Raw genomic sequence first — 13,913 nt, 5'->3', positions numbered from 1 at the left:
CGCATACTACCTAGAGATGAACCACCCGGCGGGTCGTGCCAGCGCGGCCAGGTGCACGCCGATGCCGACCAGCGGACCGCACATCAGCGCGACGACGGTGCGGGTCTCCAGCGGCAGCGGCAGCAGCAGCAGCAACGTCGACGCGACCGTCGCACCCACCCAGCCCACGGCATAGGCGCGGTGCAACGCCGCCGCAACGGCGGCCGCGCCGGTCAGCGTCAGCATCGCGATCGCCACCGCGGCCGCGGTCAGCCATGCCAGCAGCGCGCTGCCGGCGTCGTAGTCGGGGCCGAACGCGGCACGCAGGATCCACGGGCCGATCAGCCCCGCCGCCAGCACGCCGACTCCGCCGATCCCGGCGACCAGCAGCGCCGGCGCGACCAGTGCCCGCAGCCGCTCGGTGCGCTCGTCGACGAAGTGGGCGATCAGGTTGCCCTGCATCGCGGTCAGGGGCACCAGCAGTGGCGCCCGGGTCAGGGTGACGGCCAGGATCACCACCCCGCCCGCGGCGCCCAGCTCAGCGGACGTCGCCTTGAGCAGCACCGGAAAACCCATCACCAGAATCGCGCTTGCCCCCGCCGCGGTGATCGAATGCGCCGCGCCGCGCAGAAACGTCGTCACGCCGCCGGGGGTCATCAACCGAGCCGCCGCCCGCGTCGTCGGCGACACCACCAGCATGATCAGCCAGGCCACCGCGCCCGCGACGGTCGCCCACAAGAACCCGACCAGACCCCAGCCGATCAGGAACGTGGCCGTCGCGACCGCCACCCGGATCACCGCGTCGGTGACCATCAGCGCGCCGTATTGGGTCCAGCGGTCGACGCCGGCCAGCATGCCCAGCAGGGTGGCGTGTAGGCAGAACCCGGCCAGCCCGACGCTGAGCAGCCCGACCGAAAGCCAGGGGGCCTCGGCGAACACCTGCCCGCTCCACAGTGGCGAGCTGCCGGCGATCACCACCGCCGCGGCCGCCCCCAGCATCCCCGCTACGCGCAGCGGATGGGTACGTCCGGCCGCGACGTCGGTGTAGCGCACCGAGCGGACCTCGCGGGTGGTTTCCTGCAGCAATCCATTGGCGGCCCCGGTGACCAGCCCGAACGCTCCCCAGAACACCGCGAAGACAGAGAAGCCGGCCGGGGCCAGGTCGCGGGCCGCCAGGTAGACCACGGCGTAGCCGCACAGGGCGGTCAGGGCCGTCGCCGCGCCGACCCGGGCGACGCTGCTGCGCCCGATCGGCCCGGCGGAGGCCGCCGTACCGCCGACCTCGGTCACAGCGACGGCACTTCCACAGTTCGAAAATACTAACGGGCGAGGCCTGCACCGACCTGACATGCTGGACGGGAGAGGGGGTCTCCCGTTGCACGTCTCCGTGCTGGAATGGTCCGTCGCATTGGGCGTGACCATGGCGGTCCTGCTGTTCGACGTCGTGGTGATCGCCCGCCGGCCGCATGAACCGACGATGCGCGAATGCGCGATCGCGTTGTCCGCCTACATCGGGTTCGCCGTGCTCTTCGGAATCTGGGTGTGGTGTTTCCACGGCCCGAAATTCGGACTGGAATTCTTCGCCGGCTGGCTCACCGAGTACAGCCTGTCCGTGGACAACCTGTTCATCTTCATCGTCATCATGGCGAGCTTCAACGTGCCCAAGCGCTATCAGCAGCAAGCCCTGTTTGTCGGGATTGTGATTGCGTTGTTGTTCCGCGCTGTTTTCATTGCGCTCGGCGCAATTGCGATCCAGCAATTCGGGTGGGTGTTCTACGTCTTCGGCGCATTCCTGGTCTATGCGGGCATCAAGCTGGCTCGCGACGGGGGATCCGGCGGCGACGCCGACAACGCCGTCGTCCGGTTTGCTCGCAGCCGCCTGAACACCACCGACCGCTGGGACGGCCTGAAGCTCTACGTGAAGGAGGGGTCCGGGCGTGCGATGACCCCGATGTTTCTGGTCATCGTGGCGCTGGGTGCGACGGATCTGATGTTCGCCCTGGACTCCATTCCCGCGATCTACGGCCTGACCCGCGAGCCGTATTTGGTGTTGGCGGCCAACGTGTTCGCGTTGATGGGTCTGCGGCAGTTGTATTTCCTGCTCGGTGGTCTGCTGGAGCGGTTGGTGTATCTCGGCCGGGGTCTTGCCGTCATCCTGGTGTTCATCGGCGTGAAGCTGATGTTTCATGCGCTGCGGGAAAACGATGTTCCGTTCATCAACGGCGGCGAGCACGTCAATGTGCCGGAAATTCCGACTTTGCTCAGCCTGGCCGTCATCGTGGTGACGCTCGGCGTCACCGCGGCCGCCAGCCTGTACCGGACCAGGGTTCTCCAAACCGATTAAACCGATTTCCTCCCAACGGATTTCGGTTCAGGAAAGGTCCGCGTGTAGCCACCGGCCGGACGGGGTAATCAGCCTTTTCTGCTGTCACATGAGTAAGGGAGGAGCCATGGGTAACTTCGGCGACTACCAATACCAGTTCTACAAAGCCGGGGTTCTCAACAAAACCTCTCCGTTCCCGTTCACCTTTGCCGAATGGGAACACCGCGCCCACGAGGACATGAACCCGCTGATCTACGGCTACGTCAAGGGCGGCGCGGGCGACGAGGAGACCCAGGACATCAACGTCACCGAGTTGCGCCGCTATGGCCTGACACCGCGCATGCTGCGGGACCGCAGCGATCGCGACATGTCGGTGACCTTCCTCGGCCGCACGTTGCCGTCGCCGGTGTTTCTGTGTCCGGTCGGGGTGCTCGGCAACATCCGCCCGGAGGGCGACTTGGAGGAAGCCCGGGTGTGCGCCGAGCTCGACCTGGTCGGCATGTACTCCACGCTGTCGTCGGCGACCATCGAAGAAGTGGCCGAGGCGCGCGGCGAGTCGTTCGGGGTATTTCAGCTGTATCCGACCGCGGACGAAAAGCTCACCGAGAGCTTCGTGAAGCGCGCCGAAAAGGCGGGGTTCGACGCCATCGCGGTCACTGTCGACTACGGCACCGTGGGCTGGCGTCCGCGCGACCTGTCGCACGGGTTCATGCCGATGCTGCGCGGCGACTGCATCGCCAACTACACCTCGGATCCGCGTTTTCGCGAATTAGCCGGGGTGACAAGCGAAAAGGACCTCGACCCGGTGCACGCCGGCGCGGTGTGGATGGACGTGTTCGCCAACCCGGCGTTCACCTGGGATGACCTGAGCTGGTTGCGGCAGATCACCGAATTGCCGTTGATCGTCAAGGGAATCTGCCTGCCCGACGATGCCGCGCACGCCAAACAGCTTGGCGTCGACGTGATCGCCTGCTCGAATCACGGTGGGCGCCAAGCCAATGGTGGTGTCCCGGCGATTTGCCATCTCGAACCGGTCATCGAGGCGGTCGGCGACCTGCCGGTGACGTTCGATTCGGGTATCCGCGACGGCGTCGACGTGCTGCGCGCCTGCGGGCTCGGCGCCGCACTGGTCGGCATCGGCCGGCCCTACGCCTACGGCCTTGCGGTCGGCGGGCGCGACGGGCTTCGGACGGTGGTGTCGCAGATTCTGGCCGAGGCCGACCTGACGATGGCCGTCGACTGCTACACCGACCTGAGTCAGCTCGCCGTCGAAAGACTCGACTAAGCCTCGATCTGGCCGGCGATGCGCCGTTCGATGCTGGCCCGTGCCGGGGCCGGCAGCACGATCAGCCCGTCGAGCTCCTTGCTCGCCCGCGCGTAAGCGGTCTGCCGCTCCTGCGGGCTGGCCGCGTCATCTTGCGCCAACTGCAACAGGTTCTGCGCGCGGGCCAAACGCTCTTGGTCGTCGGCGGAGAAGTCGCTACGACGCCGGCGAATCGCCTCGACCTCGGCGACCTCGAACGCGGTGACGTACTCGTGCACCGCGTCGCGGTAGTCCAGTTGCGCGTCGCGGTCGTCGACCATGTCCTCGGGCCGCTCCGGGCGCAGCAAGTCCGCGCGCCGCTTGGCCTTGTGGAACGCGATCGTCAGCGGATTGCGCATATCGGTCATCATCGGAAAGTCGAGCAGCTTGGCGATGTCGATTTCGTAGTCGAACCAGCGTGCGTCGGTCCGGTCATGTTCGGCGAGCAGCTTGGTCAGCTCTCGCCGGTAGCTCTCCTGATTGTTTCGGGCCCGCCCGGATGCCTCGGCCTTTGCGATCTTGGCCTGCTGCTTCAACCGGTACCGCTCGAGCCGCCGTTCGGCCCGCCGCTCGTTGGCTGCCGCGATCGCCCGCAGCCCGCCGCCGATCGCGCCGCCCAGCGGGAACACCAGCCACCAGAAATTCGCGGCGAAATGCAGCACCGGGCTCACAGTGCCAGCATGCCACCGTCGCCCGTCAGTGCTGCTTGACGACGGCGCGCGGCGCGGTCCGCCAGCTGCGGCTGCCGTCGGGCCGCTCGCGGGGCGGCTCGAGCAGCAACACCGCTAAGCCGTCGACGAGTACCGGCCGTACCCAGTCGCCCAGTTCGATGCACTCGCCCGGCAGCGGCCGACGGCCGTCGTCGTCGCGTGCCAGGTCGATGGGCGCGCGGGCCAGCAGCTCGTCGAGCCTGGCCTCGTAGGGCAGTTCTTCCAGGCCGGGGAGCGTGATGAACAGCCCGTCGTTGCCGGACAGGTGCAGCCCGACGGCGGCCAGCGCGCCGAGCACCCCGCCCTCGGTGCCGCCGTGCCCGGACAGGTGCACGCCGAGTGTCGCCGCCAGTTCACGAGCTTCGTTGGGGCGCAACACTTCTCGCTTGGCGCGGAAACCGAACTCGACCAGCGGTGCCATGTCGAGGCTCCCGGGGATGGCCACCGCCAGCCCCGGGTCGGCGCCGGGGGGACACACCTGTTCCAGGAATTTTCCGGCGAGTTCGATGACGCGCGGCGCGACGGCATCCGGGTTCCCGTCGACGCTGCGCCACGCCAGGCATGCGCTGGAATTGTGCGAGGTGTAGGGGATTCGGTCGTCGACGAGCAGCTGGTGGCGCGTCGCCCCGCCGGGATCACCCAGTCCGGCCGCCGCCAGTTCGCGAAGCAGCGCCCGGGCCCGCCGCCCGGTACCAGGGCTCCACAGGTCGTCGGTGTCGTCGATGCCGATCAGCAGATCCACCCCGGCCAGTGCAGCGCTCATGGGTTGACCACCAGACCGGTGACATCGCGCACCCAGCGACTCAGGTCGAGGTTGGTGCCGGCGAGCTTGAGTGTGTGGCGTTTGGTGACGTCCAAGATGACCTGATCGGTGAGCTCGGCGAGCGTCAGGGTCTGGGCCGGATCGCGCCCTATCACCCGCACGGTGGCGACGCCGGTGGCGTGCGCCGCGTCGAGGACCGACCGCACGGTAGGTCCCTTCTGGACTTGGGCACCGCGCGATTGCGGCGTCCGGATCTCGACCTGCGGAAGGTCTTGCAACTGCGGCAAAGTGAACCGGGCGAGCAGCTGGCTGCGCTGTTGCACCACCAGAGATTCCTCGGGCGCAGACCTCCCACACGCAATCAGGCTGACGACGAGAACAACCGTGATCAGCCGCGCGGCCCATATCCGCATGGATGCACCCTATGGGTTGCGCGATAGCGCATTCAAGGAACGCAAAGCGGGTAAGCTGCCGCACGTGCGGGTATGGGCAGGTGCCGGTTCGTCCGATCGTGTGCTGACGACGGACATGCTGCGTGAAGTCGCCCTGCCGGTGCTTGCGGTCGCGGCGATCGTTGCGTACGCGGATGTCCGTACCCCGCTCGGGTTGCCCGGGCACCGCGGCCTGGTGTGGCTGGCCATGCTGGTCGCCGTTGCGTTGGTGAGGCGCGAGACGGTAATAGCGGTCGGCGCAGCGGCGACGGCGACGACGCTCGCGCTTCACCTGGCGGCGGGCCCGTGGGGCGCTGCGCGGTATCTGGCCGCGGCGGTGTTGCTGTACGCCGTAGCGGCTTGGGCGCGCCGGCGGCCGTGGTTGCTGGCGCTCGCCGCCGCACCGATTCACCTTGTCGCGCTGGCAGGTTCGTTCATCTCGGCCGAGCGGGCGGCATTCCATCTGGTTTTCGGTTTGACAGCCGGGCTGCTCGGCTGGGCTGTCGCATTCGGTATGGGTCGTCGAAGGGAGTGGGTGTCATGACATTGCGTGTGGTTCCGGAAGGTCTGGCCGCAACCAGTGCGGCGGTCGAGGCGATCACCGCGCAGTTGGCGGCGGCGCACGCGGGCGCGGCGCCTGTGGTCTCGGCGGTGGTGCCGCCGGCGGCCGATCCGGTGTCGCTGGAAGCTGCGGCGGTGTTCAGTGCCCGCGGCACCCAGCACTCGGCGGCGGCGGCCAAAGGCGTCGAGGTGTTGGGCCGTGCCGGGACGGGTGTGGGCCTGGCCGGGACCAACTATGCCGTCGGCGATGCGGCGGCGGCATCGACATATCTGGGGGCGGGCGGCTGACGATGACCGCGCCGGTGTGGATGGCCTTTCCGCCGGAGGTGCATTCGACGTTGTTGAGCGCCGGTCCGGGGCCGGGCCCGATGCTGGCGGCCGCGGGAACGTGGTCGGCGCTGAGTGCCGAATATGAGGCTGCCGCAACGGAATTGACCTCGGTGCTGGCCGGCGCGCAGGCGGTGTGGGAGGGTCCCACCGCCGAGCAGTACGCGGCGGCACACCTGCCGTACCTGGCGTGGCTGTCGTTGGCAAGCACGCTCAGCGCCGAGGCGGCCGCTCAACATACGACCGTGGCCGGCGCCTACACCGCCGCGCTGGCCGCGATGCCGACGTTGCCGGAGCTGGCCGCCAACCACGCCATCCACGCCGTGTTGGTCGCGACGAATTTCTTTGGCATCAACACGATTCCGATCGCGCTCAACGAGGCCGACTACGCACGGATGTGGACTCAGGCGGCCACCACGATGAGCACCTATCAGGCGACCACCAAGGCGGCCCAGAACAGCAGCGGAGCCGGTGCCGGTAGTGGGGCGGGGTCAGGCAGCGGCGCCGGCTCAGGCGCCGGAGCAGGCAGTGGCGCTGGCGGCGGCGGTGGCGGCGGCGGCACCGGGTCGTTTCAATTGCCCACCCCCGAGGAGATCTGGGAGATGTTGTTCGGGCCCGACGGCGAGCAGATCCCGGGCCAGGGCCAACCCAACTGGTCTCCGGACCAGTATTTGCAGAACCTGGGCAACTTCTTCAACGGCAATGCGCAGGCTTTGGCCTGGCTGCAACAAAACATGCAGGGCTTGCTGAACCCGTCGCAGGCGCCGGCGCTGATCGAGTACTTCATCGCCTGGCAGACCTATCGGATCGTCAACTGGACGCTGCGCACGTTGCGGTTCTTGATCCAGGAACTGCCGTTGCTGATCACCGTCGGCGTGAGCCTGATGATGCCCACGTTGGCCGGCAGCTTGGCGGGTTTGGCCGGTTTGGCCGGCCTGTCGGGTCTCGCGGGGCTGGCGCAGCCGGCCGCCGTTGCGGCCCCCGCGCCGCAGCCCGCGGTGTTGGGTATCCAGCCGCCGGCGGTGGCGATTGCCCCGACGATGGCTCCGATGGTCCCGACGAGCCCGGTGGCACCGGCCGCGCCGACAGTCGCGGCACCGATCAGCGCGGCTGCGCCCGCTGCGCCGCCCGCGCCTCCGCCCATCCCGCCGGTCCCGGTGACGGGCGCCGAGGGCTTCGGTTACATGGTGGGCCTCGCCGGTCTTAGTAGCGAAGCGAGCCTGTCTACCCGCTCGAAAGCCACGAAGCCCACCGCGCAGAGCACCGAGGTGACTGCCCGCGCGGCGGCGCCCGAGGCACAAGAGCGGACGCGACGACGGCTGCACTCGGTCATCGACCGCGGATACCGCCACGAATATCTGGACGGCGAACCGGTCACCGCGTCCGAGCAGGGCGCCGGCCCGCTGGGGTTCGCCGGGACGGTGACGAGGACGGGTCTGCAGGCGGCGGGCCTGACCACGCTGGCCGCCGACGACTACGGCGGCGGCCCGACGATGCCGATGCTGCCCGACAGCTGGGGCGAAGACCCCGGAGGGGAGGCCACTCGCAACTAGACGGTCAGTAGTCGCTCAAGAGAAAGGACAGTTGTCATGAGTATGTTGGATGCCCATATTCCGCAGTTGGTGGCGTCGCAGTCGGCGTTTGCGGCTAAGGCGGGGTTGATGCGTTCGACGATCGGTCAGGCCGAGCAGGAAGCGGTCTCGGCGCAGGCGTTTCATGTCGGGGAGTCTGCGGCGGCGTTTCAGGCTGCCCATGCCCGGTTTGTGGAGGTGGCGGCGAAGGTGAACGCGCTGCTGGATATTGCGCAGGCCAATTTGGGTGATGCGGCGGGCACCTATGTGGCCTCTGATGCCGCGGCAGCCAGCACGTACACCGGGTTCTGAGAGGGGTTAACGCAGATGTCGCAGATTATGTACAACTACCCGGCGATGCTGGCCCATGCCGGGGACATGGCTTCTTATGCGGCCACGATGCAGGGGTTGGGGGCCGATATCGCCAGCGAGCAGGCGGCGTTGTCGGCGGCGTGGCAGGGCGATACCGGGATGACGTATCAGGCGTGGCAGGCGCAGTGGAATCAGGCGATGGCCGATCTGGTGCGCGCGTATCACGCGATGGCCGGCACGCACGAGACCAACACGGTGTCGATGCTGGCCCGCGACCAAGCCGAAGCCGCCAAATGGGGCGGCTGAATCTCAGTGCCCGCCAGCGGCTTTGAAGCGCTCGATTGAGCGCTGCACCTCGGCCTCGGCCTCCGCACGGCCGACCCAGTTGGCCGTCTTGACGAACTTGCCCGGCTCCAGGGCCTTGTACTGCGAGAAGAAGTGCTTGATGACGTCCAGCTCGAAGGCCGGAACGTCCTCGATGTCCTTGATGTGATCCCAGCGGTGGTCGCCGGCCGGCACACATAGCACCTTGTCGTCGCCGCCGGCTTCGTCGGTCATCTGGAACATTCCGACCGGCCGCGCCTCCACCTGCACACCGGGGAACAACGGCTCGGGCAGCAGCACCATGGCGTCGAGCGGGTCGCCGTCTTCGCCCAGGGTGTCGTCGATGAAGCCGTAGTCGGTGGGGTAGGCCATCGACGTGTAGAGGTAGCGGTCCAGACGAACCCGACCCGTCTCGTGGTCGACCTCGTATTTGTTCCGCTGGCCCTTCGGGATTTCGATGGTCACGTCGAATTGCACCGTCTCGGCTCCTTCGTAAAGTCACTGCTCATCCGCTGGCGTCGGAGGTCAACCCTAGTAGAGCCACGTGGTTCGGCAGAATGGGACCAGACAGTCAGGAGTGTCATGCGTCCCTCTCAGTGGCGGCGGTCAACCCACCTGATCGTGGGGGCGGCCGTGCTGGCGGTTGTTGCCGTTTTGGTGGCGGCGGCTGCGTTTTTCACCGCGAACGTTCGCGGCGCCGGCAATGCCCACATCGCGCCGCCGCCGCCCGCGGTGACCGCGAAGCCCGGCGTCGTGCCGGTGGCCGACTCCGCGCCGATGCCGACGCCGAGCGGGCTGGCGGCGGCGCTGGCCGCTGTCGTGGCTGACCCGAATCTGGGTCAGTTCGGCGGCCGGGTCACCGACGCGATGACCGGCAAAGAGCTCTGGCAGCAGCAGGACAACGTCCCGATGCTGCCGGCTTCGACCAACAAGACCCTGACCGCCGCCGCCGCGCTGCTGGCGCTGGACCGCGAGGCCCGGGTGACCACCAAGGTCGTCGCAGCCGACCAGCCGGGCGTGGTGATCCTGGTGGGCGGCGGCGATCCCACGCTGTCGGGGGCCCCACGCGGTGGCGAGACCTGGTATCACAATGCGGCCCGGCTCAGCGATCTGGCCGACCAGGTCCGCGGCAGCGGCGTGACACCGACCGCCGTGCAGGTCGACATCTCGGCATTCACCGGACCCAAAGTGGCGCCGGGTTGGGATCCGGGCGACATCGACGGCGGCGACGTCGCCCCGATCGAGTCGGTGATGCTCGACGGCGGGCGCGTCCAGCCGGCAACGGACGAGTCCACCCGTTCGCACACCCCGGCGCTTGACGCCGGTCGCGCGCTGGCCCAGGCGATCGGCGTCGACCCGGCGAAGGTGTCGATCGCGGCCCAACCCGCGCCGTCGTCCGCGCGGCAGTTGGCCGCGGTGCAGTCGGCGCCGCTGATCCAGCGGTTGCTCGAGATGATGAACGCCTCCGACAACGTGATGGCCGAATGCATCGCCCGGGAGGTCGCCGAGGCCATGCACCGGCCGCGCAGCTTCGCCGGCGCCGTCGACGCGGTGACCAACCGGCTGAGCACCGCGCATGTCGACATCACCGGTGCGGCACTTCAGGATTCGAGCGGGCTGTCGGTCGACGATCGGCTGACCGCCAAGGCGCTGAACGACGTCGTGCAGGCCGCAGCGGGGCCGGATCAGCCAGCGCTGCGCCCGCTGCTGGACCTGTTGCCGATCGCCGGCGGCAGCGGGACACTGGGCGACCGGTTCTTGAATCCGGCCACCAACAACGGTCCGATCGGCTGGTTGCGGGCCAAAACCGGCTCGCTGACCGCCATCAACTCGTTGGCCGGAGTGGTCACCGACGTCGACGGTCGGGTGCTGACTTTTGCGCTGATCTCCAACGACGCGGGCCCAACTGGCCGTATTGCGATCGACAACGTCGCCGCCGCCCTATGGTCGTGTGGATGCCTGAAGTAACTGCACCACCTGAGCTGACCGTTGGGCGCGCTGTCGACTGGCAGTTCGCGGCCACCGTCGGCGAATGGCTGGCCCGTCCCGGCCCGCCGTCCACCGACTACACCCGTCGCCAGGTGATCGACGACTTGGCTAGCGCCGCCAAGGCGGCCGAGCCGCCGGTGCGCGACGTGACCGGTCTGGACACCAGCGATGTGGTGCCCGACGCGCGCATCGTCGACCGGCCGGCGTGGATCCGGGCGGCGGCCGAGTCGATGCGGGTGATGACGGGCGGCACCGACAAGCCGCGCGGCTTCATCACCGGGCGGGTCACCGGCGCGCAGACCGGCGCCGTCCTGGCGTTCGTCGCGTCCGGCATCCTCGGCCAGTACGACCCGTTCGCCGCCGGCGACTCCGGCTGCCTGCTGCTGGTGTACCCCAACGTGCTTGCGGTTGAGCGCCAATTGCGCGTCGAGCCAGCCGATTTCAGGTTGTGGGTGTGTCTGCACGAGGTCACCCACCGCGTGCAATTCACCGCCAACCCGTGGCTGTCCGGCTACATGTCGGAGGCGTTGGGCGTGCTGACCCAGGAAAGCGGCGAGGACGTCGCCCAGGTGATTGGCCGGCTGGCCGACTTCGTCCGCGGCCGCGGCGGTCCCTCCGATGCTCACTCGTCGGGCGTGCTGGGCCTGGTGCGCGCCGTGCAGTCGGAGCCGCAGCGCCAGGCCCTGGATCGGCTGCTGGTACTCGGCACCTTGCTGGAGGGCCACGCCGACCACGTGATGGACGCCGTCGGTCCCGTCGTCGTGCCCACGGTGGCGACCATCCGTCGCCGGTTCGACGACCGCCGTCACCGCAAACAGCCTCCGCTGCAACGACTTCTGCGCGCCTTACTGGGTATCGATGCCAAGCTCAGCCAGTACACCCGCGGCAAGGCGTTCGTCGACCACGTGGTGGGCCGGGTCGGGATGGAGCGGTTCAACGCCGTCTGGTCGTCGCCCGAGACGCTGCCGCTGCCGGCAGAGATCGAAGACCCGCAACGATGGATCGACAGGGTTCTGTAGGACAGCTGTACGCGGCTGTCGCAGCGTTCGCCAAGGAATACCTCCCGACCGCCGAGCAGTGGTGTGTCGCGCTTTCCGGCGGCGCGGATTCGTTGGCGCTGACCGCCGTCGCCGCCGCCATGCAGCCGACCACCGCGCTGATCGTCGACCACGGCCTGCAGAGCAGCTCTGCAGAAGTCGCCGTCACCGCCCGCACTCAAGCCCTCGGCTTGGGATGCGTTGACGCCCAAGTGCTTTCGGTGGCAGTGAGCGGCAACGGCGGTCCGGAGGCGGCGGCGCGGACGGCGCGCTACGTCGCTTTGCAGGCGGCCCGTGGCGACCGTCCGGTGCTGCTGGGCCACACCCTCGACGACCAGGCCGAGACGGTGCTGCTCGGGCTGGGCCGCGGTTCGGGAGCACGCTCCATCGCCGGGATGCGCCCGTACGATCCGCCGTGGTGCCGGCCGCTGCTGGGGGTGCGGCGTGCCGTGACGCACACCGCGTGCGAGGAGCTGGGGCTGACCGCATGGCAGGACCCGCACAACGCCGACCGCCGGTTCACCCGGAACCGGCTGCGCCACGAGGTGCTGCCGCTGCTGGAGGACGTGCTCGGTGGCGGTGTCGCCGAGGCGTTGGCCCGCACCGCGACGGCGTTACGCGAGGACACCGGGCTGATCGACACATTGATCGCGCAGGCGCTGACCACCTCGGTTACCGACGAGGGGCTCGACGCGCGGGCGTTGCGGGCGCTGCCGGACCCGGTGCGCCGCGGCGTCATCCGCAGCTGGCTGCTGGCCGGCGGTGCGATCAACCTGACCGACAAGCAGATCCGCGGGATCAACACACTGGTCACCACGTGGCGTGGCCAGGGCGGGGTGGCGGTGGGGTCGAAGCTGCACGGCCAGCGATTGGTGGCCGGCCGGCACGGCGGTGTTTTGACCCTGCAAGCCGAGCCGATCTAGAGCTCTGCCCGCCGGCATGGCACGCTGTGGACGTGACAGCTGATTCGGGCGAGCTGTACCCGGGGGACATCAAATCGGTGCTGCTCACCCAGGAGCAGATCCAGACCCGCATCGCGGAACTCGGTGCGCAGATCGGCGAGGACTATCGCGACCTGACCACCGGCGATGCGCGCGACCTGCTATTGATCACCGTGCTCAAGGGCGCGGTGCTGTTCTGCACCGACCTGGCCCGCGCGATTCCGCTGCCCACCCAGTTCGAGTTCATGGCCGTCGCGTCTTACGGGTCGTCGACGTCGTCGTCGGGCGTGGTGCGCATCCTCAAAGACCTCGACCGCGACATCAACGACCGCGACGTGCTGATCGTCGAGGACGTCGTCGACTCCGGGCTGACGTTGTCGTGGCTGTTGCGCAACCTGGCCACCCGACGCCCGCGGTCGCTGCGGGTGTGCACGCTGTTGCGCAAGCCGGATGCGGTGCGCGCCAACGTCGACATCGCCTACGTGGGTTTCGACATCCCCAACGAATTCGTGGTCGGCTACGGCCTGGACTACGACGAGCGCTATCGCGACCTGCCCTACATCGGGACGCTGGACCCGCGGGTCTATCAGAGCTAGTGGAGTTCCCACGCGACGGTCACCGAGAAGCTGACGGTCTGCTGCCCGGGCTGCAGCGGGGCCTCGGTGGCCATCGGTGCCCCGCGCAGTGGCGTCGGCGTGGGTGGAGTGCTGCCGGAGGCCTCGGAAATCGAGATCACCCTGCCCAGGCTCAGCCCGGATAGCTGCGCGTACTGCGTGGCACGGTCCTTGGCGTCGTTGAAGGCCCGGGCGCGTGCGTCCTTCACCAGCTTCGAGTCGTCCTCGATGGAATAGCTGACCGAGTTGATCCGGGTGGCGTCGCCGCCGGTGTCGACGATGACGGCCAGCACGTGCGAGGCCGTGTCCGTCTTGCGGATCTTGACCCGGATCGAGTTGGCGGCGCGGTAGCCGCTGATCGTGTTTCCGCCGCCGGTGTACTGCGGCTGCAGGGTGACGTCGGTGGTGCTGATGTCCTTGCTGTCGATGCCCGCGCCGGTGAGCGCATTGATGACGGCCTGCTGACGTTGGTTGGTCTGGTCCATCGCCGAGGTGACGTCGGGCGCGACGAATTCGATCGCGACGTCGGCGGTCAGCGTGTCGGGGACGCCTTGGACCTGTCCGTTGCCGACGACGGTCACCTGCCGCGCATTGTCTTTGAGCGGGCCGGGGTTGCCGTCGCAGGCGGACAACGCGGCGACGACGAGACCCAACATGGCGATCAGACGCAATGGCATGAGTGGCACCCTATGCGAGGGATTGCCAAATCATGACGGTCCCCGCGGCGC

At 68.5% G+C, this 13,913-nt stretch carries 17 protein-coding genes; 11 read left to right on the top strand and 6 right to left on the bottom strand.

Annotated features, from left to right (window positions below; all coding sequences use genetic code 11):
- Positions 1-6: 6 nt before the first annotated feature.
- On the bottom strand, positions 7-1,329 hold the full coding sequence (locus MFM001_RS19440; RefSeq protein ID WP_192886997.1) for a hypothetical protein: 1,323 nt from the start codon (positions 1,327-1,329) through the stop codon (positions 7-9).
- 25 nt (positions 1,330-1,354) lie between these two features.
- Between MFM001_RS19440 and MFM001_RS19435 the strand changes: the two genes are divergently transcribed.
- A complete protein-coding gene (locus MFM001_RS19435) occupies positions 1,355-2,323 on the top strand; it encodes a TerC family protein (protein WP_116376896.1) in 969 nt (322 codons plus the stop codon).
- Positions 2,324-2,429: 106 nt separating this feature from the next.
- Complete coding sequence (locus MFM001_RS19430) at positions 2,430-3,587, top strand: alpha-hydroxy-acid oxidizing protein (protein WP_116376895.1); 1,158 nt, start codon at positions 2,430-2,432, stop codon at positions 3,585-3,587.
- Here the strand turns inward: MFM001_RS19430 and MFM001_RS19425 are convergent.
- The 3 genes from MFM001_RS19425 to MFM001_RS19415 are packed head-to-tail and all read right to left on the bottom strand — an operon-like array spanning position 3,584 to position 5,491.
- A complete protein-coding gene (locus MFM001_RS19425) occupies positions 3,584-4,276 on the bottom strand; it encodes a hypothetical protein (protein ID WP_116376894.1) in 693 nt (230 codons plus the stop codon). The two genes, MFM001_RS19430 and MFM001_RS19425, sit on opposite strands and share 4 nt — an antisense overlap.
- A 25-nt stretch (positions 4,277-4,301) precedes the next feature.
- Positions 4,302-5,078 carry a hypothetical protein gene (locus MFM001_RS19420; protein WP_116376893.1) on the bottom strand — a complete coding sequence of 259 codons (777 nt, stop codon included), beginning with the start codon at positions 5,076-5,078 and terminating at the stop codon, positions 4,302-4,304.
- A complete protein-coding gene (locus MFM001_RS19415) occupies positions 5,075-5,491 on the bottom strand; it encodes a hypothetical protein (protein ID WP_116376892.1) in 417 nt (138 codons plus the stop codon). Before MFM001_RS19415 ends, MFM001_RS19420 begins: the two co-directional genes overlap by 4 nt.
- A 115-nt stretch (positions 5,492-5,606) precedes the next feature.
- On the opposite strand from MFM001_RS19415, the gene MFM001_RS19410 reads away from it, so the two are divergent.
- The 5 genes from MFM001_RS19410 to MFM001_RS19390 are packed head-to-tail and all read left to right on the top strand — an operon-like array spanning position 5,607 to position 8,586.
- Positions 5,607-6,053, top strand: a complete 447-nt coding sequence (locus MFM001_RS19410; RefSeq protein WP_116376942.1) for a hypothetical protein — start codon at positions 5,607-5,609, stop codon at positions 6,051-6,053.
- A complete protein-coding gene (locus MFM001_RS19405; protein WP_085168681.1) occupies positions 6,050-6,358 on the top strand; it encodes a PE family protein in 309 nt (102 codons plus the stop codon). Before MFM001_RS19410 ends, MFM001_RS19405 begins: the two co-directional genes overlap by 4 nt.
- A gap of 2 nt (positions 6,359-6,360) precedes the next feature.
- Complete coding sequence (locus MFM001_RS19400) at positions 6,361-7,950, top strand: PPE family protein (RefSeq protein ID WP_192886996.1); 1,590 nt, start codon at positions 6,361-6,363, stop codon at positions 7,948-7,950.
- Positions 7,951-7,986: 36 nt separating this feature from the next.
- A complete protein-coding gene (esxG, locus tag MFM001_RS19395; protein WP_116372470.1) occupies positions 7,987-8,280 on the top strand; it encodes a type VII secretion system protein EsxG in 294 nt (97 codons plus the stop codon).
- Positions 8,281-8,295: 15 nt separating this feature from the next.
- Positions 8,296-8,586 carry a WXG100 family type VII secretion target gene (locus tag MFM001_RS19390; RefSeq protein WP_083130471.1) on the top strand — a complete coding sequence of 97 codons (291 nt, stop codon included), beginning with the start codon at positions 8,296-8,298 and terminating at the stop codon, positions 8,584-8,586.
- A gap of 3 nt (positions 8,587-8,589) precedes the next feature.
- On the opposite strand, the gene MFM001_RS19385 is transcribed toward MFM001_RS19390, so the two are convergent.
- Positions 8,590-9,081, bottom strand: coding sequence for an inorganic diphosphatase (locus MFM001_RS19385; protein ID WP_083131181.1), 492 nt, complete (start codon positions 9,079-9,081; stop codon positions 8,590-8,592).
- A 105-nt stretch (positions 9,082-9,186) separates the two neighbouring features.
- Between MFM001_RS19385 and dacB the strand changes: the two genes are divergently transcribed.
- From dacB to hpt, 4 genes are read left to right on the top strand one after another with little or no spacing between them, the layout of a single operon-like run.
- A complete protein-coding gene (gene dacB / locus MFM001_RS19380) occupies positions 9,187-10,572 on the top strand; it encodes a D-alanyl-D-alanine carboxypeptidase/D-alanyl-D-alanine-endopeptidase (protein ID WP_116376891.1) in 1,386 nt (461 codons plus the stop codon).
- Positions 10,560-11,612, top strand: a complete 1,053-nt coding sequence (locus MFM001_RS19375; protein ID WP_238159288.1) for a zinc-dependent metalloprotease — start codon at positions 10,560-10,562, stop codon at positions 11,610-11,612. Before dacB ends, MFM001_RS19375 begins: the two co-directional genes overlap by 13 nt.
- Positions 11,591-12,553, top strand: coding sequence for a tRNA lysidine(34) synthetase TilS (gene tilS / locus MFM001_RS19370; RefSeq protein WP_116376889.1), 963 nt, complete (start codon positions 11,591-11,593; stop codon positions 12,551-12,553). Before MFM001_RS19375 ends, tilS begins: the two co-directional genes overlap by 22 nt.
- Positions 12,554-12,579: 26 nt before the next feature.
- Positions 12,580-13,167 (top strand): hypoxanthine phosphoribosyltransferase, encoded by a 588-nt coding sequence (hpt, locus tag MFM001_RS19365; protein ID WP_371685571.1) that lies wholly within the window; start codon positions 12,580-12,582, stop codon positions 13,165-13,167.
- Here the strand turns inward: hpt and MFM001_RS19360 are convergent.
- Positions 13,164-13,862 carry an SIMPL domain-containing protein gene (locus tag MFM001_RS19360; RefSeq protein ID WP_116376888.1) on the bottom strand — a complete coding sequence of 233 codons (699 nt, stop codon included), beginning with the start codon at positions 13,860-13,862 and terminating at the stop codon, positions 13,164-13,166. The genes hpt and MFM001_RS19360 overlap by 4 nt on opposite strands.
- Positions 13,863-13,913: the final 51 nt, after the last annotated feature.

This window comes from Mycobacterium sp. MFM001, from assembly GCF_003402475.1.
Lineage (GTDB): Bacteria > Actinomycetota > Actinomycetes > Mycobacteriales > Mycobacteriaceae > Mycobacterium.
The sequence above is the reverse complement of the archived record's forward strand: the minus strand, read 5'-3'. Positions and strand labels throughout refer to the sequence as shown.

Coding starts and splice junctions, on each gene's coding strand:
- MFM001_RS19440 (WP_192886997.1), bottom strand. CDS start 1,329: ATGTCAGGTCGGTGCAGGCCTCGCCCGTTAGTATTTTCGAACTGTGGA.
- MFM001_RS19430 (WP_116376895.1), top strand. CDS start 2,430: ATGGGTAACTTCGGCGACTACCAATACCAGTTCTACAAAGCCGGGGTT.
- MFM001_RS19420 (WP_116376893.1), bottom strand. CDS start 5,078: ATGAGCGCTGCACTGGCCGGGGTGGATCTGCTGATCGGCATCGACGAC.
- MFM001_RS19415 (WP_116376892.1), bottom strand. CDS start 5,491: ATGCGGATATGGGCCGCGCGGCTGATCACGGTTGTTCTCGTCGTCAGC.
- MFM001_RS19410 (WP_116376942.1), top strand. CDS start 5,607: ATGCTGCGTGAAGTCGCCCTGCCGGTGCTTGCGGTCGCGGCGATCGTT.
- MFM001_RS19405 (WP_085168681.1), top strand. CDS start 6,050: ATGACATTGCGTGTGGTTCCGGAAGGTCTGGCCGCAACCAGTGCGGCG.
- MFM001_RS19400 (WP_192886996.1), top strand. CDS start 6,361: ATGACCGCGCCGGTGTGGATGGCCTTTCCGCCGGAGGTGCATTCGACG.
- esxG (WP_116372470.1), top strand. CDS start 7,987: ATGAGTATGTTGGATGCCCATATTCCGCAGTTGGTGGCGTCGCAGTCG.
- MFM001_RS19390 (WP_083130471.1), top strand. CDS start 8,296: ATGTCGCAGATTATGTACAACTACCCGGCGATGCTGGCCCATGCCGGG.
- dacB (WP_116376891.1), top strand. CDS start 9,187: ATGCGTCCCTCTCAGTGGCGGCGGTCAACCCACCTGATCGTGGGGGCG.
- MFM001_RS19375 (WP_238159288.1), top strand. CDS start 10,560: ATGCCTGAAGTAACTGCACCACCTGAGCTGACCGTTGGGCGCGCTGTC.
- tilS (WP_116376889.1), top strand. CDS start 11,591: ATGGATCGACAGGGTTCTGTAGGACAGCTGTACGCGGCTGTCGCAGCG.
- MFM001_RS19360 (WP_116376888.1), bottom strand. CDS start 13,862: ATGCCATTGCGTCTGATCGCCATGTTGGGTCTCGTCGTCGCCGCGTTG.